Origin of the sequence: Ktedonobacter sp. SOSP1-85, from assembly GCF_016587415.1 — a bacterium.
GTDB lineage: Bacteria > Chloroflexota > Ktedonobacteria > Ktedonobacterales > Ktedonobacteraceae > Ktedonobacter.
In genome coordinates this window covers 1703573-1728576 of sequence record NZ_BNJI01000003.1, presented here as the reverse complement: position 1 = coordinate 1728576, position 25004 = coordinate 1703573, and the positions used below count along the sequence as shown (strand labels likewise).

Here is a 25004-nt window from a genome sequence, read left to right as displayed (position 1 = left end):
GTATGCGTCACCTGTTACGCCGCCTGGGCTTTTATCTCATTGCCCTGTGGGCGTCGCTCACCCTCAATTTCCTGATCCCGCGCCTGGCGCCTGGCAACCCGGCATTGATCTTTGTGGCTCGCTTCCAGGGTCGCATCAGACCCGAGGCCATTCACGCGATTGAGCTACAATTTGGCATCTCCAACGATCCGCTCTGGGTGCAGTATTTCCAGTACCTTAACAATCTACTCCACGGCAATCTCGGCCTCTCCATCACCTACTTCCCAACGCCAGTGGCGGAAGCCATTGGGCAGGAACTCCCCTGGACACTAGTCCTTGTAATGGTCTCGCTGGTCCTTAGCTTTGCCCTGGGGACGCTCCTGGGCATTATCATCGCCTGGCGCCGCAACTCCTTCCTGGATAGCCTGCTGCCACCCCTCATGACCTTTATCTCGGCCATCCCTTACTTCTGCCTGGCCCTGATCCTGCTCTACATCTTTGGTTTTACCCTCAACTGGTTCCCCGTCAGCGGCGGCTATGATCGCTTCATTCCGCCCGACTGGTCGCCTGACTTTATCGCTAGCGCTATCCAGCATGCCATCCTACCCGCCATCACCTTTGTTGTGGCCAGCATCTCGGGCTGGATGCTTGGTATGCGTAATGCGATGATTATGACGCTCTCTGAAGATTATGTGCTCATGGCCCAGGCCAAGGGGCTTGCCACGCGCCGCGTCATGATCAACTATGCCGCGCGTAACGCCATTCTACCCAACATCACCGGCTTCGCTATCGCGCTTGGCCAGGTGGTCGCGGGCCAGCTCTTCCTCGAAATCGTCTTCTCTTATCCAGGCATTGGCTACTCGCTTTTCCAGGCAGTGCAGAACTCGGATTATGCCTTGATGCAGGGCATCTTCCTCATTATTACGGTCGCCGTTATGAGCGCCAACTTCCTGGTTGACATGGTCTACACCGTGCTTGATCCGCGTGTTCGCCAAGAAAGGGGTTAAACGTTTATGAGCTCGACTCAACCTGATACAAGCAATACCCAGGCAACAGGCAGCTCAACACATGTCGCGTCACGTACTAGCGCCGAGAGCACCCTTACCGTTGGGGCTTCGGGCATGGCGGGCATTGGAGCGCCGCCTCCCACTAATGGGCGTCTGCGCGATCTCTGGCGCCTGGTCACGGTCAATCGCAAGGTCGGCGCGGGCCTGGTCATCCTGGCCATTTTTATCCTTATCGCGCTCTTCGGCCCAGTGTTTATCCATACCGATCCTAACGCCCTCAACGTGGGCCCTAACCTAGCTTCGCCCTCGGGCCAGTTCTTGTTCGGCACGACACAAACCGGGCAGGATGTTTTCGCCCAGACCATTGTTGGCGCACGCTCCTCCATTCTCTGGGGCTTCATAACCGGGCTACTTATCACGGCTTTCTCGACCGCCATCGGGCTGATCGCGGGCTACTTCGGCGGGATCGTTGATGATATCCTCTCGGTTTTCATCAATATCTTCCTGGTCATCCCTGGCCTCCCCCTGGCTATCGTGCTGGCGGCCTTCTTCCCCGTCAAGGGTGACCTGACCATCGCACTGGTTCTAACAGTGACGAGCTGGTCCTGGAATGCACGCGTTATTCGCGCACAGACCATGTCGATGCGCAGCCGTGATTTTGTGCAGGCCGCTCAATCCAGTGGAGAAAACACCCTTCACATCATCTTTGCCGAGATCCTGCCCAACGAGATCGCGATTGTCATGTCGGGTTTCATTGGCACCGTGATCTACGCCATCCTGGCTGCTTCCGGACTGCAATTCCTGGGCCTGGGCGATATTACTAGCGTCAGTTGGGGCTCTATGCTCTACTGGGTCAATAATAATGACGCCATCCTCCAGGGTGCTTACTGGTGGTTCCTGCCGCCCGCGCTCTGCATCGCTTTTGTGGGCACGGCCCTCACGCTGATCAACTTCGGCGTCGATGAATTCGCCAATCCACGCCTGCGTAGCGAACGCAAACCCAAAGGCGAGAAAATCCAAAACCTGGTGGCTTAGTAAGGATATATATGACGACAACCAGCAACTCCGAACAAACACAGCTCAGCCTGGCAAAGCTCTTCCCAACTAATTTCCTCTGGGGGGCCGCTACGGCCTCCTACCAGATTGAGGGCGCGACCCATGAGGATGGTCGCGGCCCCTCGATCTGGGACACCTTTGCCGCGACCCCCGGCAAGGTCTACCAGGGCCATAATGGCGATGTCGCCGATGATCACTATCACCGCGTAGACGAAGATATCGCGCTCATGACGCGCCTGGGCCTGGGCGCATACCGCTTCTCCATTGCCTGGCCGCGCATCCTGCCCCAGGGGCGCGGAGACGTCAACTCCCGTGGTCTGGACTTCTACGAGCGCCTGGTTGATACCCTGCTCAGCAAGGGCATCCAACCTTTCGCGACCCTCTATCACTGGGATCTCCCCCAGGCCCTGGAAGATAAGGGCGGCTGGCGCAACCGCGAGACGGCTTACGCCTTCGCCGAGTATGCAGAAATTGTGGCTCGGCGGCTTGGCGACCGCGTCGCGGGCTGGATTACCCTCAATGAGCCGTGGTGCTCGGCCTATCTAGGCTATGGCAATGGCGTTCACGCGCCCGGCGTACAGGATCGTCAGAGCGCGCTGGACGCAGGCCACCACCTCTTACTGGGACATGGCCTCGCCCTGCCACGTATCCGCGCCCACGTCACAAACGGTGCCCAGGTCGGCATTACCTTGAACTTTACCCCTGGCTATCCCGCCGACGACCGCCCTGAGACCCTGCGCGACCTGGCGCACTACGACGCCTTCAGTGACCGCTGGTTCCTCGATCCAATCGTTCGTGGCAGCTATCCCGAAGACTTCTTTAAAAACATGGCGCTCCAGGCCCCTCCCATCGAGGATGGCGACATGGAGATTATATCGGCTCCTATCGACTTCCTGGGCGTCAATAACTATACTCGCAGTGTCATTCGTGGCACCGAGCCCGCGCCCCTGGCCGATGCCTGTCAATTGGTTGCTCCCATTCCCAGTGCTAGCTATACCGAGATGGGCTGGGAGGTCTATCCCAACGCCCTCTCCGAACTCCTGATACGCCTGCATAAAGAGTATGCCCTGCCCAAACTCTACGTCACCGAGAATGGCTCGGCCTTCCGCGACCAGTGGGATGGTGGCCAGCACGTCCACGATCCACGCCGCCTCTCTTACCTGCAAGAGCATCTCCAGGGAATTGTGCGCGCCATCGAGCAGGGCGCACCCGTCCAGGGCTACTTCACCTGGTCATTGCTGGACAACTACGAATGGGCCGAGGGCTACAGCAAGCGCTTCGGCATCATCTATGTCGACTACGACAGCCAGCGCCGCATCATTAAAGACAGCGGCCTCTGGTACGCCGACCTCATCCAGAAATACAAAGAGGGACAGGCATAGTTTTTAACGTGGGTAAGGGGTGTGGTGACGGCGTGGCGAAGCCACGCTGTCACCACACCCCTTACCCACGTTAAGCATTGATTTAATTCACTGTGATAGATTCTATTTCGCGAAAACTGAAGACCCTGGCACTCAGGGTGACAGGCTTCCTGTCACCTGTAAGAGAACGTACCTATCCCTCGGTGGAAGAGGCCCTGTTTAGGGCTGAGCGGAACGACCTGGGCGCGCCCCCTGTGACCTATGCCATCGGCGATGTGCATGGAGAAATTACGCTCCTCATGCGTTTATTGCAAATCCTGCCCCTGCATCCACAGGACACACTGGTCTTTTTGGGGGATTATCTGGATAAGGGCGAGGATTCCCTCGCCACCATACGAGCGTTGCGGAGGCTCCAGCGCCTGCATCCCTCGTGCGTCTTTCTCCGGGGCAATCATGAGGACGCCTGGCTGGAGTGCTGGAATGGCTCAGAGTTTCTTGGCGCCCCCAACATGAAGAGCGCACGCCGCCTCTGGAGGGCCAACAGGAGACATATGCCCGCCGAGATAGGCTACTGGCTGGAGGAAACTCGCCTGGAGTATGAGGACGAGTTCGCCTACTACGTCCACGCTGGAGTCCTGCCAGGCAAGCCCTTCGAGGAGACGCCCGCCGCGCGTAAGATGTGGGGGCCAAGGGGCTTCCTGAAAAGCAATTATGATTGGGGCAAGCTCGTCGTCTTTGGTCACTGGAAGCTAGCGAGACCACTAGTCGAGCCAAACAAGATCTGCGTCGACACAGGAGCCTATCGCAGCGGCACACTGACAGCGGTACGCCTACCGGATCGCCAGATCTTCCAGGCACAACATATCTCTGAAACCACCCCCCATGAGGAACAAAAAGCCCTGCAGCAGCGTCTCTTTTCATGAGACCTCCATATTGTAGGGTCCTGCTAGCATGGACTCCGAGGCCCGCAAGCCGACACCCAGACGCCGGGAGGTCGCTTCGCTCGGAGTCCAAGCCAGCTTGGACCCTACAGATTACCGATTGGCCCATAGAAAGGATTCTGCATTCTAAACTATGCTGAAATTCATACGACTCCTCGCGCCCCTCTCGCTCGCACTGTGCTGCCTGCTGCTCCTGCCAGCCTCCGCGCTCGCGTGCGGCGGGCTCTTTGCCAGTACAGACCAGGCAAGGGTCAGCCAGGATACGGAGAGGCTCCTGATTACTGTTGGCGCGCATAGCACGACCCTATATGAGCAGATACGCTATCAAGGGAAGGCCCAGGATTTCGCCTGGGTGCTTCCTGTACCCGTTGTACCCACGGTAGACCAGGCGCCGCAAGCCCTCTTCACCTCGCTGGAGCAGCTTACTGCTCCCAGGTTTGTCGTACCTGCTGCCCGCACCTGCGATTACGCGGATATAACACGGCCACACTATAGCGGCATGGGAGCAGGCGCGCCTAATACGACGAGTAGCTCCAACGTCAACGTCTATGGCAGTGGAGCGGTTGGCCCTTTCGCCTACGATGTGATTAAATCGGGTGACGCCGGGGCGCTTACCAGTTGGCTACAAGCTCACCAGTACGCGGTACCGGCCAGCACGCAGCAGTTTATCCAGCCCTATGTGGCGAAGAACATGTATTTCCTTGCCATGAGGCTTCAGGCCAAGGCGGACACGACCAGTATCGCGCCTGTCAAGATCACCTTCCCCATGGTCATGAAACAGGTTATGATCCCTATTCGCCTGGCGGCCACCGACATCAATACGCGGATGAATATGGAGGTCTCGATCCTGGCAAACGAGCGTTTCGCGCCCCAGAACTACCAGGACATCCATATCGACCAGGATCAAATCACTTCCACACCTAATCCTGGCGCAAACTACTACCAGCTTATAGACACCGCCATTCAGAAGGCAGGGGGCTATGGCTTTGTCACTGAGTACGCCCAACCAGTCGGCCCATACGCGCTGGGTAGTTACCTCAAAGAAATGCCCCAGAACGCCTACCTTACGCGTTTCTATACCAGCTTCACCCCTGATCACATGCAGATCGATCCCATCCTGGCGCCCAAAGCCAACCTCAACCCCGTCAGTCCCTATATCAGCCTGAATTATAGCTCGCCACCACCCGACTGCACACTCACCTATGTGAAAAGCGCGGCCTGCGTAGGTGGCGTCGTGGGCGTCCCCTTGCTAGGCATTGTCGCGGGTGCGATCTGGCTCCGCAGGCGCTACAAAGCTGCACGACGCTACTAAAGTACGCGTCTACATATCAAGGACGAGATGCCCCGTCTGGATATGTAGACGCGTACTTTAGTAGCGTTTAAAGGTCAATCCACCAGAGGGCGCAACGCTCGCCCTCGTTGGTGGTGTCCTTCACCACTAGTTCCCCATTCTCCTCTTCAATGCGAAGCGAGGGGGATTCTCCACCACGCGCAGCAGGCGACCACCATTCTTCTGGATCACGCGCACAGAGGAGGGATTCTCGTCTTCAACCGTCATGGAGACGCCAGGCAAAGCCAGTTGGCGCGCCTCCTCTAGGAGCAAGGCTAGCTGGCGCGTGCCATACCCTCGCCCTCGGTAAGCAGGATGAATATTGTAGCCGACATGCCCATTAAGCTTCTCGTAAGGCTCCTCCAGGTGCGGGCGGAAGCGGATCTCGCCGATGATCTGCACGCCATCCTTGAGCAGAAAATAGGTCTGTTGCCTGGGTAGGCCAGCGAGCAAGTCGATGCCCTGGGCCTCATCCTCCAGTTCACGTACAAAGGCGGCAAAGTCTTCGCGTGCCAGCCACATATTGTTATAGTTATACTCCTCGCCGCTGGCAAAATGAGCATCGATCATCGCCAGGTAGGCCTGCGCATACTTGACATCCGGCTTCACTAGCTCTAATTGCTCTTCGGGCTGAGCCACACAGGTTCCCTCCTTTATTACTCCCTCTCAAGCGCCTGGCGTAGCTCCTCGGGGAGAGGCTGGGCGCGCTCGCTCTTTGGATTCATACACACAATCGCGATCTCCCCCTCGGCCACAACATCGCCTACCTGTAGCTCCGAGGCGACCTCTTGCAGCACGCGCGCGGTAAAGGCCACTTTCCACGAGCTACGTCCCACGTGTGCCACTCGCGCCTCTACGCTCAGGAGGTCATCATAGCGCACCGCCCCACGAAAATCGCAGGCCACATGGACCCGAGGGAAGGCCACGCCCCATAGCGCAGTCGCATAGGGGAAACCAATTGCGCGCATCAACTCATGTTCAGCGACCTCAAAATAGCGCAGCATGGCCGTAAAATGGATGCGCCTCGAACTATCAACATCGGGAAAGGGCACGCGAACCTGGACGCTCACTCGTGGCATAATAACTCTCTCCTCTAGCCCCCAAACAGAGCAAATAAGCAACCATAGGCAAAGTATAAGCACATCATAGCATATTTGCGGTGGCCCGCTACTGGCGTACGCGGCTACTGTAAGACTATGTAAGTAGCCGCGTACACCAGGAGCGAGCCTCTAGATGCTACAATAGAGAGAAAAGCGCGGAGGAGACATATGAGCACAGACGGCATAGATATCCTGATTCGCGGGGCTAAGGTCGTTGATGGCACGGGGAATCCGTGGTTCTATGGTGATGTGGCAATCACTGGGGAGCGCATTCAAGAGATCGCGCCTCCCGGCCATATTTCGCCCGCGAGGGCGCGTGAGGTCGTCAACGCGGAGGGGCTGGTGGTCAGTCCTGGCTTTATCGATATCCTGAGCCACTCGCATGTGCCGCTTATGCGCGATCCACGCGACCTCTCCAAGATCACGCAAGGAGTCACGTTAGAGGTAATGGGCGAAGGCTGGTCCCCGGCGCCCGTGGGAGGCCAGATTACGGATAGCTTCGTCGATCTCTCGCCGCAGGAGCGTGAATTGGTACGCGAATGGATCGAACCGGCAAAGGGCTGGACGCGCTTTCGCCACTGGCTTGAGGCGATGGTTGAGCGCGGCGTCTCCCCCAATGTGGGATCATTCCTGGGCGGCGGCACGCTGCGCGAGTATGTCATGGGCCTGCGCATGGGCGATCCTACGCAGGATGAGCTGGAGCGTATGCGCCGCGTGATGGCTGAGGCTATGGAGGATGGGGCCTTTGGCGTCTCCTACGCCCTGATCTATCCCCCCGATACGTATACCTCGACCGAGGAGTTGATCGAGGTCGCAAAGGTCGCCGGGCTATACGGTGGGATCTATGTCACGCACCTGCGCTCCGAGGGCGAGCAACTACTAGAGGCCATCGAGGAGGCCATTACCATTGGGCGGGAGGCCAACGTGCCCGTCGAGATCTATCACCTCAAGGCCAGTGGCAGCCACAACTGGCAGAAGATGCAACTCGCCATTGAAAGTATCCAGCGCGCACGCGAGGCTGGCATCGATGTGACGGCGGATATGTATCCCTATCCCGGCTCGGGAACCGGTCTGAGTTCGGTGCTTCCACCCTGGCTGGCCGAGGGTGGCTCGATGTACCAGCGGCTCAGCGATCCCGCTGTACGCGAGCAGGTGCGCGCCGAGGTGCTTGCCCCCTCGGGCGAGTGGGAGGCCCTGGCACACGGCATAGGTCCCGAGGGCGTCATGCCCATCGGCTTCGAGCGGCCCGAGAACCAGCAATATGTGGGGAAACGCCTCTCAGAGATCGCCGAGATGCGCGGTCAGCACTGGATCGATGCCGTGATCGATCTCTTGATCTCAGAGCAGCAGCGTATCTTCACCATCTACTTTAGTATGGACGAGGCCAATGTGGCACTCGGCCTGCGCCAGCCCTGGGTGAAGATCTCCACGGACGCGGGCGGCGTCGATCCCGCCTGGGCGAGACCGCACGGTCCCACGCATCCACGCGCCTACGGTACCTATCCCCGCGTCCTGGCCAAATATGTGCGCGAGGAGCGGCACCTGACCCTGGAAGAAGCCATTCGCAAGATGAGCGGGTCCGTCGCCGCTCGCCTGGGCTTAAGAGATCGAGGACTGCTCCTCCCCGGCTACTACGCCGATGTGGTCCTCTTTGATTCCCAGACCATCGCCGACCGCGCTACCTTCGAGGATGCCCACCAGCTCTCCACCGGCGTGCGCGACGTCTGGGTCAACGGCACACGCGTCATCCGCGACAGCCAGCACACCGGAGCGACCCCCGGCCACTTCGTGAGAGGTAGCGGGGCCAAATAGGGGATGTGGAGTGTGCTGGCTGCCGCAGGCAGCCAGCACACTCCACATCCCCTATCTTATTGCAACTCCTTGAGCTGGGGACGGGTCTAATCCAGTTTAAAAGGGCAATATTGGTCCATCTGAGGCTGCAAACGCTGGTATACCTGCTGCAACGCTTGATCAACCGTCGACGTTCCTAACAGGATCGAAGACTGTGCCGCATCCATTGCATCCAAGTATTGAGCTCCTATCGGAAGCGGTGGGCGGCTCTCAGAAAGGAGATGGCTTGTTACTTTTGTGTAGATAGCTTGCCCCTCTGGACCCGTCATAAATTTCATGAACTTCCATCCGGCGCCTGTGTTATGCGCGCCCTGTGGCATCACCAGCGAGAAGCCTCCCGACCAGGTAAAGGGGGCGTCTCCTTTATGTAGCACCGGCAAGTAAGTGATGCCATAATTCAGCTTGGGAGCGTACTGCTGAATGCTTGATAGTGTCCAGTTGCCATCAATCGACATACCCAGGTGACCGGTAAACAGTGGCGTCTGGCTGGGGGGTGCATTGGGTGGCTGATAGGTAGCTAAAAACGTATCAACCTTGTTATAATCCAACTCTCTGGACCATTGCTGAAAATACTTGAACGCCGTTTCGAAACCTGGCTCGGTTGGTGTCACCTGGCAAGTCTTATCGTTGAAGAACTTGGCCGAGAAATCCAGGCCCCAGGTAGCGTGGAACCCCTGACCCGACCAGGGGATCAGGCCTAGTTCGGTATAGTTTCCCTTCGCGTCCGTTTTATTCATCTTCTTGCTGATGAACGAGTGGGCTGTGGTGCACCTGGTCGAGGCATCAAGGGGCGAGGGCGAGTTACACGCCACCGGGTCCTCCGCGGGGGCCTAAGCGGGCGCGAGGGCATCATGGGGTGAGGACCGTCCCGCCATTGCGCCAGTCACCGGACAACTATGGACGAAAAGCGCGACATGTATCGGGGACAATGGCCATCGGGGTTGCCCAGGCCAACGTCGAGTTGTGCTGGGCAACGACCTCGTGGGCAAGAGGCAAGACGTAGCTGAAGTCAAGACCACCGCCTTGGTCACCGCGCGGGCTACCGAAGGTGCAGCCCTCGGTGCGCTCGTTATGGCTGACGACGAGTTCGACCTTGACGACGATGAGGGGGGAACAGCTTGGCTCTGCAGCGCCAAATCCGCTTTGCACCTGGTGATGCCCTCTGCACTTTGGAGGAACTCTCCAAGGCTCTGCTGTTCCGGCAGGTTTTCGCACAGAGCGCCATAACCGGAACCGGCCCCGTGCATATGAGCCGACCGGAAAACAACGCTAAGGATTTTCAGTTCACAGTTTTAAGCTCGAAAAAGTCTTAACATTGTTTTTCGTTCCGCTAATACTCGATCCCCCAGTATGGCTAGAAGTGTATCAATGCAATGATCTCCGCTGTAGATCAGGAGGGAGTGACGAACCTTTGTCAACAAATGGCCCATTTTTGTACGAATCCTTGTACCATCCCACATAGACCCTCTTTCAACGAATAATTCCCAAATAAATCAAAAGGATAGTATATAATATTCGCATGTTTCTATCGAAAAATACACTTGAGGAGAGTATAATCATCATGGGCTTAAATATCCACCTGCACACCTTTCCGACCTTAGAAACAGAACGCCTGATCTTACGGCAACTTGCAGCAACGGATGCGCAGGATTCCTTCCTCTTTCTGTCCGATGAAGAGACTATGCGCTACTACGATCCAGCTCCGATGACACAGCTAGAACAAGCGGAAAAGAGTATTGAACGTCATCGAAGGCGCTTTGCTCAACATGAAGCACTACGCTGGGGCATCATATTGAAGGGAGAGAACAGGGTCATCGGCAACTGTGGATATTCATGGGATGCCGATAATCGAAATGCAGCCCTGAGCTATATTCTCTCAAAACACTACTGGAATAAAGGGATCATGACAGAGGCCTTGACCGCGATTATTCAGTTCGGCTTCGAACACATCCATTTGCATCGCATTGAAGCTCAGGTTGCGTATCCCAATCTCGCCTCCACACGCCTGCTCGAAAAGCTCGGCTTTCAGGAAGAGGGACGCCTCCGCGATCGTCAATATGCGAACAACCAGTTCGTTGACGAAAGAATATTTGGGCTCATCAATACCAACAACGTGGACGGATAAAATCCCCCTTGATAGCCTGGACAATGAACCAAAAGTATGAACCATACTGCTGGTAGTAATTATCATTTTCCCTCTTAGGGGCGACAAGACCTCTCTTATCACCGCGAATTTACAAAAACGGCGCACTGCAAATGGCTTCAGAGGCGCTTCCTCCTCCGATCAATGGTTGTACTGCTCAACCTTCGGGGCAAATGCCAACCCTTGAGGCCAAAACCTGCTCACTCTTCACATCATTTACCAATTGTCAGTAAGCCCAGGATACGTGTAAAGATCGCTCATAGTGAGTGATAGATTTATACATGTAGTAGCGATAGGTAGGGCCTCATGGCCTTTCCCCCGCTCCAAACGCAGCGTGCGACTTTCACCGCACTGCGCTTTCCAGTTGGGTCCAAGTACTCACGGAGAGCAGATTCATGGAAACCCATGGGGAGGTGCACCAAGAGGTCTAGCCTCTCGTCATCTGCATTCCTCCCTTCATCTGTTTATTCCGTTTTTCGAAGACTTACCCTGGCGGACCTTCACCTTATCCTTCCCATTACAGGAAGGCATTTGGCTACTACGCCGCCTCCGTCCGCTCTCCCGCCCGCTGGCATTCTCGCGGCTCTTACGAGCACTGGCGGTGTGAGCGTTCCCTGATGCGCCCATCGAGAAGTGATAGCAATCCGTAGCTGCCTGCTTTACGCCGGGCGGACTATGAAGTAGCACTCATCGGACTAGGAATCCGATGGGCCAGCCGCCATGCCATTTTGGCTAGGGGGTATCAGCCATTTCCCCCTGGCGGCGCGTAACGACACTTACGCAGGTTCCTTCACGGGGCAATGCCCCATTCGTCAGCATAGATCGCAGGGGTAGCCCGATGGCTCTTTTGGCTAGACCCATCCGGTACATTGTCAGCGGGCTTCCCACCCCCAACAGTGCCACTGCTGGACGCAGGCCGCTTACCCCTCGTACCACTACTCAAGTACGGCTCTTTAAGCAACTCCTCGATAAGCAAACAGGCGCACTCCTGGGCCTACCTCATATGGTTTCATCTTCTCCGGTTGGAGCCTACCCGCGAGCTACCCGTCTCTTGTACTTGCTCACTGCCAGGTCATACGCCTCGGCCAGAAGCTGCCGCACTTTCGTTTCAAACGTCTCCTCACTCGGGTTAAGCACGCACACCCATAACATTCGGCCATACACAGGGTGAGGCATTATTTGATCCAGGGCAGTGAAGTCGTAGTCGCTAGAGTTTTCGCCGCTGATCGCCGCGCTGTCTCTGCCGGAAGGATACGAGGGTTCGCCAAAGAGCGAGCGAAACGTCTGCTTGCTAATGCCGATATTCAAGCGAAAGACCGACGGGCGGTTGAGGTTAGAGAACTGGTCATTAATATCGCTGGTCACAAGTGTCACAAACGGAAACCTGTGATCCGGCGGTACGTTACTATCTGGGTTGTAGAAGAAGAAGCTGTCGCCCGAAGCGACCACCACATCTACGCCCTCAAATGTCCCAATGATATACTGGCTGATCTCAGATTCATTCATGAGTATTGGTCCTTTCCTGACTACGTTGCTTTGATCACATCTCTACTGTACAACACTCATGCCCAATTGGAGACTCAGACAACGCATAGCGTTTGCGATGGATACCGACAGTGACATATTCAAGCTCCAGCTGCTAGATCACATAGTAGAGAGCAGAAGGAAAATCTGAAGAAGCCTCTAAAGCAACTTGAAGGTTTTACATGACTGTTGGTGTCGCTCCTAAACAGCTACCATCGATTGTAGTCACCTGGAGTGATAAACAATTGCTTTGAAATTCACTCTCTTCATAAGTATCCTGATCCTTCCCTTCTAGAGAAAAAAGCGTGCTCCAGTGCTTGATGTCAAGAACTGACCCTCTTATACCATATAAAAACCACCTCTTTTAATCTATACTTCTATTTCTTAGCCCTGCTCTTTCTGTAGATAATGAAAGGAACTGGAATGTCACTTTCTCCTCCCCAGCGACTTCTGATTGGCTCTGCTTTTCTGGGATTATTTTTGTTTGGTTTCCAATCAGGAGCATGGGGAATCATCCTGCCTGATCTCATGGTCTTTTACCATTTAACTCCGGCAACCGTCGGACCATTTTTTGTAGCAAGCGCTCTGGGATATGTGTGCGCCGTGTTGAGTAGTGGTCAGATGATCGAAAAATGGAGTATCTACCATGTGATGATCCTCGGAGCGCTGATCTTGCTTCTGAATACCTTCATCCTGGGGATGATGCCTCCTTTACTAATAGCAATTGGAGCCTATGGGCTCATTGGCCTGGGAACTGGGCTTCTGGATACCAGTTTTACCACTATGATGGCTCAATTTCCCCGCAGTGCTACCTGGCTCAACCTGAGTCAGGCGGGTTTTGGGATTGGAGGGCTCATAGGTCCTCTGACTGCGGGTATCCTGCTGACCACTCACTGGAGATGGAACAGTATCTTTTTCCTTCTTGGTGGGTTGTGTTTGCCGCTTTTGCTGCTCTGCGGTTTGGCAAGACACCTCCCCAGGATAGCTGCCAATACCTCGCATGTAGTAAGTGATGCTCGAAGCATCCAGAAGCAAGGGCACATGTTGTGGTTGGCGACACTCGCGAGCCCACAGGTGTGGCTCATTGGAGTGTTTATCGCATCCCAGGCAGGCCTGCACGGTGTTTTGAGTAGTTGGTTATACAGTTTTGCACTTAACGAGCGACATCTCACCCCGTCTTTTGCAAGCATACTGATGAGTGGTTTCTGGATCAGCCTGCTCTTTGCACGCCTCTTCTTGCATGCCCTTGCCGAACGTTTCCATCTCAGCAGGACCAATCTGATCTTTGCTTGTCTTGGTGGTATTACCCTGGGATTAGTGTTGTTCTGGCTTCTTCCAGGAGGAACAGGCGTGGTGGTTTTCAGCCTGCTCGTTGGCTTGAGTGAGGGTCCCATCTATCCAACGGTAATTTCTCTGGTTCCTCATCTGGTGGAAAAGCCTCTTCTCGTAAGATCATTAAGCTTGATGATGACGATGAATATTGTTGGCGTCTCGCTTCTTCCTTTATCGGCAGGCGCACTAATTCAGCAGATTGGCTTCTGGACAGTTCCTCTGTATCTGCTTGGTCTCACAGGAATCATGCTCAGCATCTGGTGGAGGCTTGGTCGGCATGATGCGCGTGGGGAGGCAGTTAAGATATCATCGGCAGAGAATCGAGTGCACTAGAGAACAAACCCACCTCGATCTGACAGGGAGACAGTTCTTACAGGCTGATGACCGGAGAAAGAAGAGGGAAGGTAATGCGCAGAAACGACGTCAACCGGTTGGCACCATCAATGCGTGCCGCTTCATAGAGTGTCTGCGGAATACTACTATTCAGCCCGGCAAAGAAGATCAGGGCCGTATTTCCCGCTCCTAGTGGGCAGTCCAGATCGAAATTGGTAGGGAAGAGATACTAGGCGAGCAGCGGCAGGGAAGGCGCGTCCATCTCGCTTTTTGGGCGAAAAGAACACACAGAAAGTAGGAATGTATGAATAGAAGCATTGAGCCAATAAAACTGGATCTCAAAACAGATTTGAAACACCTCTATACCCCTCCTGTACAGGAGGTCGTGATCGTAGAGGTTCCTGCAATGCAGTTTCTGATGCTGGATGGGAAAGGTGATCCCAATACGGCACAGGAGTACAAAGATGCAATTGAGGCACTCTATACGGTTGCCTATACCACCAAGTTCTTGCTCAAGAAAGAAGCGGCCATTGACTATGCAGTGATGCCGCTTGAGGGACTCTGGTGGGCTGATGGTGGCAGGGATGCTCCACGTGAAGACTGGCAATGGACGATGATGATGATGCAGCCAGATTGTGTGACTGAGGAATGGTTTGCTGAAGCATGCAGACAGGCACAGCGAAAGAAGAATCTGCGCGCGCTGGAGAAGATACGTCTGGAGCACTTCTCCGAGGGAACAGCGGCCCAGATCATGCATATTGGTCCATTTGCAGATGAAGGGCCAACGATCGAGAAGCTTCACCGTTTTCTGGAGGAACAGGGATATACCTTTCGTGGGAAACATCACGAGATCTATCTAAACGATCTGCGGAGAGTTGCCCCAAACAAGATGCGCACGGTGATCCGCCAACCTTTTGGATAAGAACCATTCCAGAACGGTGATGGATATTCCAGACAAAGAATGGTCAATCTCGATGATTGGTGACGTGAGGATAAAGATGATGCAGTTTGAGACGCAAGAATAGCCACCAGAGCTGCTGGCGAGCCGCTGAAATTCGGGATTGAAAGCCTGCCTCCGACAAGGGAGCGCCTTGCCGAGCTCCTTCAGCCTTGTGGACTCTCACTTGTTGAGCAACACACTCTTGGGAAAAAGACGGGTAAGGAGCGCGCATGGGGAGGCTTCGCCATTGCAATCGTGAACTGAACAACGGGTGAGAACAGCAGATCCTGGCTCGATTTGTGAGTTAGCGCTATTGTGGAACGTATCTCTATAGAAGTTGGCGATTTCGCATGTTTTTAGAGAGAGGACGACTTTTAATGCAGCAAGCTGCTAGCTCACTGATCTATCGTAAACTCAATCTTCAGGATGATCTGATTGCCCTGGTCAAGCTGCTCCAGGAAGTTGAGCAGGCTGACCAGACTGGCGAGCAGGTAAGCGAGGACTTCTTGCGCGAACAGCTCACCTGGTCTGGTCAAGATCCAGCACTCAACAATTGGGTCGTCGCTCTTCCAGATAGTACCTCCCTGGTTGGATATGGATTGCTGCAAAAGACACCCAATGACCCTAATGCTGATCTCTCCATTTACGTTCATCCCTTATGGAGGCGACAAGGTATCGGAAGCCAACTTCTGGCGTATCTACTTGAACGGGCTAACGAACTTGATTCGCAGGCATTCCGTGCCTATGTTCCCGTTCAGAATGAAGGTGCCAACCTCTTTGTTCAAGCCCAGAAGTTTGAGCCTGTTTCAACCTATGTACGCCTGAGCCTGGCGGATATACAGCCCTTTGCAACTCCAGTACTCCCTCAGGGCTTTACCATACGCAGCTACGACCAGGTCAGACGCGTAGACCTCTATGTGGAAGCGCTCAATCGCAGTTATGAAGGCTATTGGGGCCATCTACAATGTACGCAAGAGGACGTGGCCCGGTTCCTCCCCCACCTCAATCCCGCCGGCATATTTCTGCTCTTCGCGCCTGATGGCTCCATCGCTGGCACCTGTCGTGCCACATTGAGCGAACAAGAAGGAGAAGTCCGAACCGCGCTTATTGACGCCCCTGGCATTGTTACGCAGTACCGTGAGGGCAACCTGGCGCTTCAGCTCCTCCTGACTGTCATAGGCTGGCTCTTACCCCAACAGTCAACAGTACTCGAACTCGAAGCCTGGGGAGAAGCTCCTGAGACGCTCGCGGACTATCGAAAGCTGGGATTTAGCACAGTAAAAGAAGAGATCTCCTATCGACGCAATCTGGCGTAGCTCCCTTCTTTTTGGTGTTACTCCTGACAAGAAAAAGTTTCTCTTTTCAACTGTAAAAGCGTCTGCGGTGGCTATGTTTCCATCTCTTATTTCTCGTTATGCTATATGTGAGATACGCATGGGGTGAACGAGAGGAATAGCGCGCAGCGTGGGAATGATACCAGCGATGATGGCCAGGTAAAGGCACTGCCTTTGAGCAAGTAGGCCTCCACAAGTGATGCCAGGTAGAATATCGATGAATATCAGCTAGATCGGAATTGGTCAGATCAATACTCAGCAGATTCTGGCGCTCCAGATTGAGGAGCTGTCTCGCTCCTGGCTCACGGCACAGGCGCTCAATATTTTCTCGCAGCCAGGGGTTGCTCTTTTTTCTGTCATACATAGATAAATCCCTTCTTCATGTAACAGATATGCCAGTCACTCCCCAACGTGCTTATCCTGCTCATCGTGCCAGAGGGCACGCATCTCGTCGGAGTGCACTAGCAAGTGGTCCAGGGTTCCCTGGGCTTCAAGCTGGCCGTCTTTGAGCACAAGGATGTGATCGGCGCGGCGCAGGACTGCCTGGCGATGGGTGACGACCAGGTAGGTCTGCTCGCGCCGGGCGAAGAGCCTCTGCCAGAGCAGGCTCTCGGTCTCCACGTCCAGGGCGCTGGAGAGATCGTCCAGGACGAGTAGTTCAGCCGGGCGCGCCAGCATACGCGCGGCGGCGGTGCGCTGGACCTGACCACCAGAGAGCTTCATACCGCGCGTGCCGATCTCCGTCTGCACGCCCTGGGAAAAATCCGCGACATCACGGTCTAACACGGCTTGAGAGAGCGCTGTCTGGATGTCTGCCTGTCCCTCGACCTGGCCAAGCAGGATGTTGGCCTGCAAGGTGTCGCTAAAGAGATGAGGGATCTGAGGCGTATAGGCCGAGCGTGGCGGGACAAAGAAGGCCGCCGCGTCGGCTACGGGCTTCCCGTTCCACTGGATCTCGCCTCGCTCTCTGGGCAACTGGCCCAGCAGCGTGCGTACCAGGGTCGTCTTGCCCGAGCCAACGCGCCCAACAATGGCGGTGAGCGTTCCACACCCCAGACTCAGGTCGATGCCCTCGATTCCCGCACCTCCTGGATAGTGATAGGTCAGATCGTTAGCTGTGATATGCTCCAACCTCTCCTGAAGAGAGCTTACGACCATCTCATTAATCGGCAATGGTTCTTTCTTGAGCGAGACGGGATGAGGTTCGACCAGTTTGCGCTCCTGCCCTTGAGCCTGCATCAAAGCCAGTAAGCGCCCAAAGGAGATCCTGACCTGCGCGAGGCTTCCCAGGCTCGCTCCAATCCCAGAGATGATGCCCGCGATATAGTCGATATAGAAGATAAAGAGGGCAATATCACCGATGCTCAGGTGTGCGACATGGGCATTGAGAGCGGCGAGAAAGAGAACCAGGCCCGTTCCCAGGCCGACCGCGTTGCCAAGTACGGCGTTGATGCTATCGTTTTGCAGGCGCTCACGCAGCATTTTCACCAGTCGTTGATCACTCAATTGGCGAAAGTGCTCGACGACGGGCTGCTCGGCGCCCGCGACCTGGATGGCCTGCGTAGCGCCCAGAATCTCACCGATCAAGCCCGTGACTTTGCCGGTGGCGCTACGGCTGGCCTCGCGATACTTCTCCATACTCTTCATCAAAGCCTGGGCGATGACGATGACAAGCGCGAGCGGCACAAGTACCAGCAGCGTGATTAACGCATTGATGCGCAGGAGAATAACGATGGCCACAATGGCGAAGAGCCAGCCTCCAAGCAGGCCCACACCCGGCGCATCGGCCACAATCTCCGTGTCATCGCGCAGAGTATTGAGCGCCTCCCCTGGCGTCACATTGACGGCCCGCGCACCGGGTAGTTGAAAAATCTGCGCGATGACGTTGCAGCACAGCAGGCCACGCACCGGGTAATGCACCTTCAAGGTATTATCAAAGCCGATAAATTGAATACCCATCTGAACCAGGATAAGCCCAAAGAGGGTCACCAGGAGCAGCCCCAGGGCAGCATCAAAGTGTGGCTTCTGATAGAGCGTATCGAAGAGCTGCTGGAGCAGCAAGCCAAACACCACCATTGTGCCATGATTGATAAAGGAGCCAATGACCATCCTGACTTTGTAAAAAAGGCGGTAACGAGTCAAAGCCCCGAGCAATTGATATGTCTTCATGCGTATATGGCTCCATCAACGTGTTGTAGCAAGCGTACAAAGTGTGAGTCTGGATTCCGCACCAGGTCGGCCCGTGACCCCATCTCTAGGACCTCACCATTCTCGATCACGAGGATATCATCGACGCGCTGAAGCATCTCCAGGCGGTGCGCAACAACAATACCCGTCCGGTTGGCAAAAAGCTTCGCCATGCCCTGCTCCATAAGCTTCTGCGTCAGAGGGTCCAGGCGCGAAGAGGCCTCGTCGAGCACTACCAGGTCTGGATTGGTTAAGAACACCCGCGCGAAGGCCAGCAATTGCGCCTCGCCAGCGGAGAGGCCAGCGCCACTCGCGCCTAGCATGGTCTCCAATCCCTGGGAAAGCGAGGCATACCAGGGCAGAAGACCGATCTCCTCCAAAACCGAGAGGATATGCTCATCCGTGATGTCGCGCCTGAAAAACGTCAGGTTGTCGCGAACCGTGGCGTTAAAGAGCTGCACATCCTGCGTAATCAGGCTGACACGCTGGCGCAGCTCGCCCAGGCGCATATCCCTGAGCGGCACATTGTTGAGTCGTATCATGCCGGACTGCGGATCATACATCCGAAAGAGCAGGCGCGTGACCGTCGTTTTTCCGCCGCCGGTGCGCCCCACAATGCCCAGGACATGCCCGGCTGGCAGGTGGAAGGTCATGTCCTTGAGCACTGGCTCATCCGGGCTATAACCAAAGGCGATATGCTCAAAGGTCACCGAGGGCGCTCCAGCGGCTGGCTTTGTGCCGGGTCCATCCTGGATAGCCTGGCGCGTCGCGAACAGCCCCTCGATACGGCGGATGCAGGATTCGGATTTGTTGAGATCCTGGAGCTGCCATTGCACCTGGTCCAGGGGCTGCATCAGCAGAGAGCTATAGACAAAAATCAGGTAGACTGTGCCGGGCGAGGCCAGTCCGATACTCCAGAGATAGGCGCCCAGGACCAGCCCCAAGACCCTTCCCAGAGCAAAGAGCGCCTGTGAGATAATCCAGGGCGAGGCTCCCGACCAGCCAGCATGGCAGGTCGTAGCATACCAGCGATAGAAACGGTTATAGAAGTTTCGCCATACATAGTTCATGCCACCATTGGCACGAATATCTTCCGTTGCCGCCAGAGACTCACCCAGGAAGCCAAAGAACTCCGCACTGGCCTGCCGGGCTACGACCCAGCGCTCGACCGATGGGCGGCGCATCCAGGTCAGCGCCACCACAACTAGCAGACAGTATCCTCCCATGCTAACGCCCAGGCGCCAATCAATTGAGATCAGCACGACCAGCAGCCCTAGCAGGAGCAGAAGGTGAAAGAACATATGCACCACAAACTTCGAGAAGAAGTTCGAGAGATCGTTGACATCTCCATCTATGCGCTCAAGCAACTCGCCCTGGGTATGCTGCTTATGAAAAGCCTGGTCGAGAGTTAAGACATGGAACAGCAGATCGGCGCGGAGCTGGTTGGTCGCCGTCCAGGCCACCTTTTCACACAGGTACTCCGAGACGACTGAGGCCCCCTGGTTAAGAAACGAGACAAGCAGGTACAGCAACGCGAGCCAGGCAAGCCCCTGCCCAAGCCCCTGCTGTAACGTCGCGTTGATAAAGTCGCCCAGCAGCTTTGGGTTATAAAGTTGTAAGCCAATACTGATGAGCAGTAGTACTGACATAAGCAAGGCTTTCCCCCACTGGGGCTTGAGATAGCGTGCGAACAGACTAAAATAGCGCTTGAAGGGTTGAAGGCTCACGAATGCTTCCTTTCAGGCTTATTGCGGACAAACCTCTCGTACTCGGCTGGCAGGGCAATGCCAAAGTGATCACATAGCAGCGAAACATCGTGATAGTCATCCTCATCCAGTTCGTAGCCGGAATGAAACTTCACCAGCCACTCAGGCGAGATACATTTCACGGGGTAGCCCTGGATGGACCCACTGCCAGTCAAGGAAGCCAACGGGTACTCCAGACCAAAGACATGTTTTCCGTGAGCATCAAACGTGTAGGAGTGAAAATCTACCTCGTGTCCCTCATCATCGCCCATCACAAAGTTGCAATCCCGCGTATCATCACGAGGGACATCTTTATAACCGCGTGCCTCAAGCAGCGCGCGAAGCTTCGGGACATCCTCGTGCTGGAGAGCTATATCTAAGTCCGCGTGTGGGCGCGTTTGTCTCCCCAGCAACGCATCGACACCCCAGCCACCATCAACAAAGATCTCAATACCATTCTGCTCACAAAGCCGCATCAGTTCAACAACGGCCTCTGCGCTCATTTGCGGCTGGGGGGCTTGTAACTGACCTGCAAGTGATGACATACGACTTCTCCTTTTCTGCACCTTTCAAATGAATATGTATAAATTACACATTAGAAGGCATACTGGTGAGCGGGCAGGCGCAGGCGTGGAAAGAACGCGCGGAGAAGCCTCTAGAGTCAAGTTGGTAACAAGGGTGGAGAGAAAAGGGTTGAAAAGGAGATAGACCTCGCACCGTTGTCTCACCAGGACTACACATGCACACAGACAAGTACCTTAACATACTGCGTCAAATCTCTATTAACTGCCCTTTTTCACAGAAAAGGACAGCGCTATTTGATGCAGAGAGTGGTTACCTGTTTTTTCACCAGCAGCGTGGATGAGTGTACATTAGTAGTGGTCAGGCATACGTGCTTTTGGCCTCCATGAGGAAATTTATGTATATTGAGCGTAACGTATGTTTGCTATTTTGTCAAGTTTTCACGTTTATTTTTTAAGGCATTTCAAAATTCATCCATTCTGGCTCACTGGCTCGCCAGTAGTAAGAGGGAGAGGTTGTGTGGCCCGGACCTTTTGCTTGGGCCACACAACCTCTCCCTCTTAACAAATTTAGTGCTCTGAACAGTCCTGTGAGAAGAACAGTTACCGCATCTGGGTGCTACCGGGAACGGTAGAGCTGATCGGGCCAACGCTACCGCCACCTCCATAACCACCAGTTCCAGTGCTACCTGTGCTGCCAGGCCAACCACCAGTTCCAGTGCTACCTGTGCTGCCAGGCCAACCACCAGTTCCGGTGCTACCTGTGCTGCCAGGCCAACCACCGGTTCCAGTGCTACCTGTGCTCGGGTAGCGGGGGTAGCTCGGGTAACGCGGATATACGACTACCTGGCTTGGATAGGTCGGGTAGCGCGGATAGATTACCACGTTGCTCGGGTAAGTTGGGTAGCGCGGATATACGACTACCTGGCTTGGATAGGTCGGATAGCGGGGGTAGATTACCACATTGCTTGGGTAAGTTGGATAACGCGGGTAGATTACCACGTTGCTCGGGTAAGTTGGATAGTGTGGATACACTACTACCTGGGTTGGATAGTGTGGATACATCACTACCTGGCTCGGGTAGGTTGGATAGCCTGGAGAGACGACAACGCTGCCAGGATTATAAGGGGGACGAGTACCAGTAATGACACCCCCCTGGCTGCTGATAACAGGTCCAGTCGCGTCAATAACAGATCCGGTATTCCCACTAGAAGGGACTCCGTAATGATCGCCCCAGGGCTGGGGTAGAATAGCCTTGCTTGACCTGACACTGGCTGCCGATGCTGGATGCGCTGTGCCAATCACCAGCAACAGCGCCAACAGGCTGCCGAATGCCGCGAGGCCAACGGCTTTCAAACAAACCGAGAATTTCATTGAGTTTCCCCCTATAGCTTAAATGCCCTAAGGATATTTGAAGTCATTTAAGCTAAGCAAAAACAAAGGATGAACTTCAAATGGTTAAACCCTGCAAGTTGTCCTGTCAAGGTATATTGTTTTTATAAAACAAGAGACAAACTCAAGAAATATGTATGCCTGTAGATCTTAATACTTCTGTATAGCACTTGAATCCGGTAGCAGGCCGGTGTATTGGGCTCGAGGGCGGATGAGCTGGCCGTCGGCGTATTGTTCCAGGGCATGGGCGATCCAGCCAACGCTGCGGCCCAGGGCAAAGAGCGCCAGCGCCGAATCAGGGGGCAGCTCTAGTGTTTGCGCCATGGTAACGAGGGCGAAATCAAGGGTTGGGAGCTTCCCTGTTAGCTGGCTCATGGTTTCTATGATAGCCAGGGAGCATTGCAAGCTCGACGCATCGGGGTACATCTGTTTTAACAGGTCGAGCAGGAAGATGGCACGTGGGTCGCCGGAGGGGTAGAGCTTATGTCCAAAGGCTGGGATTTGTTCCCCACGCTTCAAGCGGGCGGTTATGACTGTGTTCGCCTGTTGGGGTGCCTCGACCTCTTGCAGAAAGCGCTCAACCAGCCATGTTACTCCACCATGGCGAAAGCCCTGGAGTGTGGCGAGCCCGGCAATTACGACCTGGTAGAGGGAGGATTGAGCGGAAGCGACGACGTGCGCGACAAAGGATGAGGCGTTTAACTCGTGGTCCGCGCACAGAATCAGGGCCGCGTTGAAGAGGCGCGTGGTCCGCTCATCTTCAGGACACCAGCGGCGTTGCAGCATGGTAGCAAGCGCAAGGTTGTTTTGGGGAGCCTGCGTCAGGACAGAGGCCATGAGGTAGAGGATGCGCGCGCCAATCTGCGTACTCTGTTCGAGAGAGGGATCGAGATCATAGGCCGCTATATCGTCGGCGGACGCCAGGGTTAAAGCGATGGAGAGGCGTTGTAGCGCCTGCGTTGATTGCGCTAGCTGATGGAGTTGCTGGAGATAGGTCGCTACGGGTAGCGTATTTTCAAGCAGAAACCTCTCTCCTGGTCCGGACTCACCATGCCAGAGCAGGGATGCCACCCGCTCAATGCTCTCACTCAGCGCCAATTGCACAACATTTTCTCCACGATAATAGACGCCATTTTCGCTAATCAGCGTTAGCGCGGATTTCAATACAGGCATTCCCCAGTGCATCGCGCCCGTGGCGGCACTGCTAGGGTCCTGCCGATAGCTCTTCTTCTCCTGTAAGCGCTGCACATCCTCTACCCGGTAGAGCCGCGCACGCTGTTTCCCACTACCCGGCTCCGAGCGCAAAAGTCCCCGACTCACATAGGCATAAATAGTCTCTACACGCACCTGGAGCATCTCTGCCGCTTCCTGAGCAGTCACATAATATGGAGTCTGCGTCATATACTCCCTCCTTTATATATTGATTTTATTATCAATCTTGACGGCATTGATGTCAATCATATACAGTGGTGAATAGTCATTCATAAACGTAATCTACACCAAAAAATTTACAGCAAAGGAGCTGTTTCTGTATGCCAATAATTCCCGAGCCTCTTCAGCCTGAATACTTTGAGGAGAGCTTTCCACGCCATACATTCCCAGCTTACGCCTGGACCACGCGGCCCGCGACGCTTCCCGAGGCGGTCTGGACCACCGAAACCACGCATCGTGATGGGCAGCAGGGCGGCCTTCCGCTGACCACGGAGCAGAGCCTGCACATTTACGATATCTTCTGTCGCTTTAGCGGCGCCTCGGGCGCGATCCGCCAGGCCGAGTTCTTTGTCTACCGCGCCTCAGATCGTCAGGCATTGGAGGGAGCGCTAGAACGGTTCCAGGGAGGAGCGCCAGTTGAACCAACAACCTGGATTCGCGCCACCACCAAAGACGTGGCCTTAATCAGCAGCCTGGGCATTCGCGAGACCGGTATGCTTGCCTCTGCCTCCGACTACCACACCTTCCACAAGTTTAAACCTGGAGGGAGAAACCAGGCGGCCCAGACCTACCTGGAAGCGGTCAAGACTACATTAGACGCCGGTATACGCCCACGCCTGCACCTGGAGGATGCAACACGAGCCTCGATGGACTTTATCAAACCCTTTATCGAAGCAGTACTGGAGATCAGCCAGGCGTATGCCCCACATCTACGTCCCAAGTTTCGCCTCTGTGATACCATGGGCCTGGGCTTGCCCTATGAGGACGTCGCTCTGCCCCGCAGTATTCCCCGCCTCTTTCAGGAGATACGCACATTTGGACTCCAGCCCACCGACCTGGAGTTTCATCCCCATAACGATACCGGCCTGGTCGTGGCTAACTGCCTGGCGGCCATTCGCGCGGGCTGCGGCGTCATTAATGGCACCCTACTGGGGAAGGGCGAGCGCACTGGCAACGCGCCGCTTGAGATGCTTCTCCTCCACCTGAGCGGCATGGGATACTTTCAGGAACAAGCGCCCGACTTCAAGATACTCAATGAGCTGGTTGAGCTCTATGACCAGATGAACGAGCCAGTTCCACCTAAATATCCCCTCTATGGACGTGACGCGCATAGGACACGCGCTGGCGTCCATGCTGATGGCCTGAACAAGTTCTGGTGGATGTACGCCCCCTTCAATGTTCCCGAGTTGCTTGGGAGACCACTTGAGGTCTCACTTACCAAGGAGAGTGGGCTCGCGGGCCTGATCTTTATGCTGCGCCAGCACTTAGGGATAGATGTCGCCAAAGACGATGAGCGCCTACAACAGCTCCATGCCCTGCTAGCACAAGAATTCGACCAGGGGCGACAGACAAGCATAGAATGGGAAGAACTGGCCCCGCTGGCCACACGCTACTTCCGCTGATAAACAATAACGCTACTGGCACTTGTTCAGCAGTAGGCACGTACGCCAGTAGCGTTATTGTGCTACACTAAACACTGGCTATGCACTCCACGCA

22 protein-coding genes and 1 pseudogene are annotated in these 25004 nt (G+C 55.2%); 11 read left to right on the top strand and 12 right to left on the bottom strand.

Going from position 1 to position 25004, the window contains the following annotated elements; translation table 11 throughout:
• The first annotated feature begins 2 nt into the window (after nucleotides 1-2).
• The 5 genes from KTE_RS45495 (at nucleotide 3) to KTE_RS45475 (ending at nucleotide 5656) form a co-directional block, all read left to right on the top strand.
• Nucleotides 3-986: an ABC transporter permease gene (locus KTE_RS45495; RefSeq protein ID WP_201393966.1), complete on the top strand. Its 984-nt coding sequence runs from the start codon at nucleotides 3-5 to the stop codon at nucleotides 984-986.
• 6 nt (nucleotides 987-992) lie between these two features.
• Nucleotides 993-2021, top strand: a complete 1029-nt coding sequence (locus KTE_RS45490; protein ID WP_201393964.1) for an ABC transporter permease — start codon at nucleotides 993-995, stop codon at nucleotides 2019-2021.
• A gap of 11 nt (nucleotides 2022-2032) precedes the next feature.
• A complete protein-coding gene (locus tag KTE_RS45485) occupies nucleotides 2033-3424 on the top strand; it encodes a GH1 family beta-glucosidase (RefSeq protein ID WP_201393962.1) in 1392 nt (463 codons plus the stop codon).
• A 92-nt stretch (nucleotides 3425-3516) separates the two neighbouring features.
• Entirely contained in the window at nucleotides 3517-4326 is an 810-nt protein-coding gene (locus KTE_RS45480; protein WP_201393960.1) for a metallophosphoesterase family protein, read from the top strand.
• A gap of 151 nt (nucleotides 4327-4477) precedes the next feature.
• Nucleotides 4478-5656, top strand: coding sequence for a DUF2330 domain-containing protein (locus tag KTE_RS45475; protein WP_201393958.1), 1179 nt, complete (start codon nucleotides 4478-4480; stop codon nucleotides 5654-5656).
• A gap of 126 nt (nucleotides 5657-5782) precedes the next feature.
• Here KTE_RS45475 and KTE_RS45470 read toward each other — a convergent pair whose 3' ends face one another.
• Nucleotides 5783-6313: a GNAT family N-acetyltransferase gene (locus tag KTE_RS45470; protein WP_201393956.1), complete on the bottom strand. Its 531-nt coding sequence runs from the start codon at nucleotides 6311-6313 to the stop codon at nucleotides 5783-5785.
• A 17-nt stretch (nucleotides 6314-6330) separates the two neighbouring features.
• The gene (locus KTE_RS45465) at nucleotides 6331-6753 is read right to left on the bottom strand and encodes a thioesterase family protein (RefSeq protein ID WP_201393954.1); all 423 of its coding nucleotides are present in this window, start codon (nucleotides 6751-6753) and stop codon (nucleotides 6331-6333) included.
• Nucleotides 6754-6942: 189 nt separating this feature from the next.
• Between KTE_RS45465 and KTE_RS45460 the strand changes: the two genes are divergently transcribed.
• Complete coding sequence (locus tag KTE_RS45460) at nucleotides 6943-8586, top strand: amidohydrolase family protein (RefSeq protein ID WP_201393952.1); 1644 nt, start codon at nucleotides 6943-6945, stop codon at nucleotides 8584-8586.
• An 86-nt stretch (nucleotides 8587-8672) separates the two neighbouring features.
• Here KTE_RS45460 and KTE_RS45455 read toward each other — a convergent pair whose 3' ends face one another.
• Together KTE_RS45455 and KTE_RS45450 are read right to left on the bottom strand one after the other, a co-directional pair.
• A complete protein-coding gene (locus tag KTE_RS45455) occupies nucleotides 8673-9362 on the bottom strand; it encodes an extracellular solute-binding protein (RefSeq protein WP_236601022.1) in 690 nt (229 codons plus the stop codon).
• A gap of 157 nt (nucleotides 9363-9519) precedes the next feature.
• The gene (locus KTE_RS45450; RefSeq protein ID WP_201393949.1) at nucleotides 9520-9774 is read right to left on the bottom strand and encodes a hypothetical protein; all 255 of its coding nucleotides are present in this window, start codon (nucleotides 9772-9774) and stop codon (nucleotides 9520-9522) included.
• 412 nt (nucleotides 9775-10186) lie between these two features.
• Here KTE_RS45450 and KTE_RS45445 point away from each other — a divergent pair, with 412 nt between their 5' ends.
• Nucleotides 10187-10750 carry a GNAT family N-acetyltransferase gene (locus KTE_RS45445; RefSeq protein ID WP_201393947.1) on the top strand — a complete coding sequence of 188 codons (564 nt, stop codon included), beginning with the start codon at nucleotides 10187-10189 and terminating at the stop codon, nucleotides 10748-10750.
• A gap of 750 nt (nucleotides 10751-11500) precedes the next feature.
• Here KTE_RS45445 and KTE_RS45440 read toward each other — a convergent pair.
• Both KTE_RS45440 and KTE_RS45435 read right to left on the bottom strand, forming a co-directional pair.
• Nucleotides 11501-11704 (bottom strand): hypothetical protein, encoded by a 204-nt coding sequence (locus KTE_RS45440; protein WP_201393945.1) that lies wholly within the window; start codon nucleotides 11702-11704, stop codon nucleotides 11501-11503.
• Between the two features lie 93 nt (nucleotides 11705-11797).
• On the bottom strand, nucleotides 11798-12274 hold the full coding sequence (locus KTE_RS45435) for a DUF6194 family protein (RefSeq protein ID WP_201393943.1): 477 nt from the start codon (nucleotides 12272-12274) through the stop codon (nucleotides 11798-11800).
• A 441-nt stretch (nucleotides 12275-12715) separates the two neighbouring features.
• Between KTE_RS45435 and KTE_RS45430 the strand changes: the two genes are divergently transcribed.
• Nucleotides 12716-13957, top strand: coding sequence for a sugar MFS transporter (locus KTE_RS45430; RefSeq protein ID WP_201393936.1), 1242 nt, complete (start codon nucleotides 12716-12718; stop codon nucleotides 13955-13957).
• Between the two features lie 46 nt (nucleotides 13958-14003).
• Here the strand turns inward: KTE_RS45430 and KTE_RS49195 are convergent.
• A pseudogene (locus tag KTE_RS49195) lies at nucleotides 14004-14150 on the bottom strand (ABC transporter permease subunit); the annotation flags it as partial.
• Nucleotides 14151-14261: 111 nt separating this feature from the next.
• On the opposite strand from KTE_RS49195, the gene KTE_RS45420 reads away from it, so the two are divergent.
• Complete coding sequence (locus KTE_RS45420) at nucleotides 14262-14879, top strand: GyrI-like domain-containing protein (RefSeq protein WP_201393934.1); 618 nt, start codon at nucleotides 14262-14264, stop codon at nucleotides 14877-14879.
• A gap of 395 nt (nucleotides 14880-15274) precedes the next feature.
• The gene (locus tag KTE_RS45415) at nucleotides 15275-16213 is read left to right on the top strand and encodes a GNAT family N-acetyltransferase (protein WP_201393932.1); all 939 of its coding nucleotides are present in this window, start codon (nucleotides 15275-15277) and stop codon (nucleotides 16211-16213) included.
• 417 nt (nucleotides 16214-16630) lie between these two features.
• On the opposite strand, the gene KTE_RS45410 is transcribed toward KTE_RS45415, so the two are convergent.
• The 5 genes from KTE_RS45410 to KTE_RS45390 all read right to left on the bottom strand — a co-directional run bounded on the left by KTE_RS45410 (nucleotide 16631) and on the right by KTE_RS45390 (nucleotide 23477).
• Nucleotides 16631-18400, bottom strand: a complete 1770-nt coding sequence (locus KTE_RS45410) for an ABC transporter ATP-binding protein (RefSeq protein ID WP_201393931.1) — start codon at nucleotides 18398-18400, stop codon at nucleotides 16631-16633.
• On the bottom strand, nucleotides 18397-20145 hold the full coding sequence (locus KTE_RS45405) for an ABC transporter ATP-binding protein (RefSeq protein ID WP_236601021.1): 1749 nt from the start codon (nucleotides 20143-20145) through the stop codon (nucleotides 18397-18399). The genes KTE_RS45410 and KTE_RS45405 overlap by 4 nt, the downstream gene beginning before the upstream one ends.
• The gene (locus tag KTE_RS45400; RefSeq protein WP_374226889.1) at nucleotides 20142-20666 is read right to left on the bottom strand and encodes a nucleotidyltransferase domain-containing protein; all 525 of its coding nucleotides are present in this window, start codon (nucleotides 20664-20666) and stop codon (nucleotides 20142-20144) included. Before KTE_RS45400 ends, KTE_RS45405 begins: the two co-directional genes overlap by 4 nt.
• A 621-nt stretch (nucleotides 20667-21287) precedes the next feature.
• A complete protein-coding gene (locus KTE_RS45395; RefSeq protein ID WP_201393929.1) occupies nucleotides 21288-22058 on the bottom strand; it encodes a hypothetical protein in 771 nt (256 codons plus the stop codon).
• Nucleotides 22059-22226: 168 nt separating this feature from the next.
• A complete protein-coding gene (locus tag KTE_RS45390; RefSeq protein WP_201393928.1) occupies nucleotides 22227-23477 on the bottom strand; it encodes a citrate synthase family protein in 1251 nt (416 codons plus the stop codon).
• A 131-nt stretch (nucleotides 23478-23608) separates the two neighbouring features.
• Between KTE_RS45390 and KTE_RS45385 the strand changes: the two genes are divergently transcribed.
• On the top strand, nucleotides 23609-24910 hold the full coding sequence (locus KTE_RS45385) for a hypothetical protein (protein WP_201393927.1): 1302 nt from the start codon (nucleotides 23609-23611) through the stop codon (nucleotides 24908-24910).
• The last annotated feature ends 94 nt before the right edge of the window (nucleotides 24911-25004 follow it).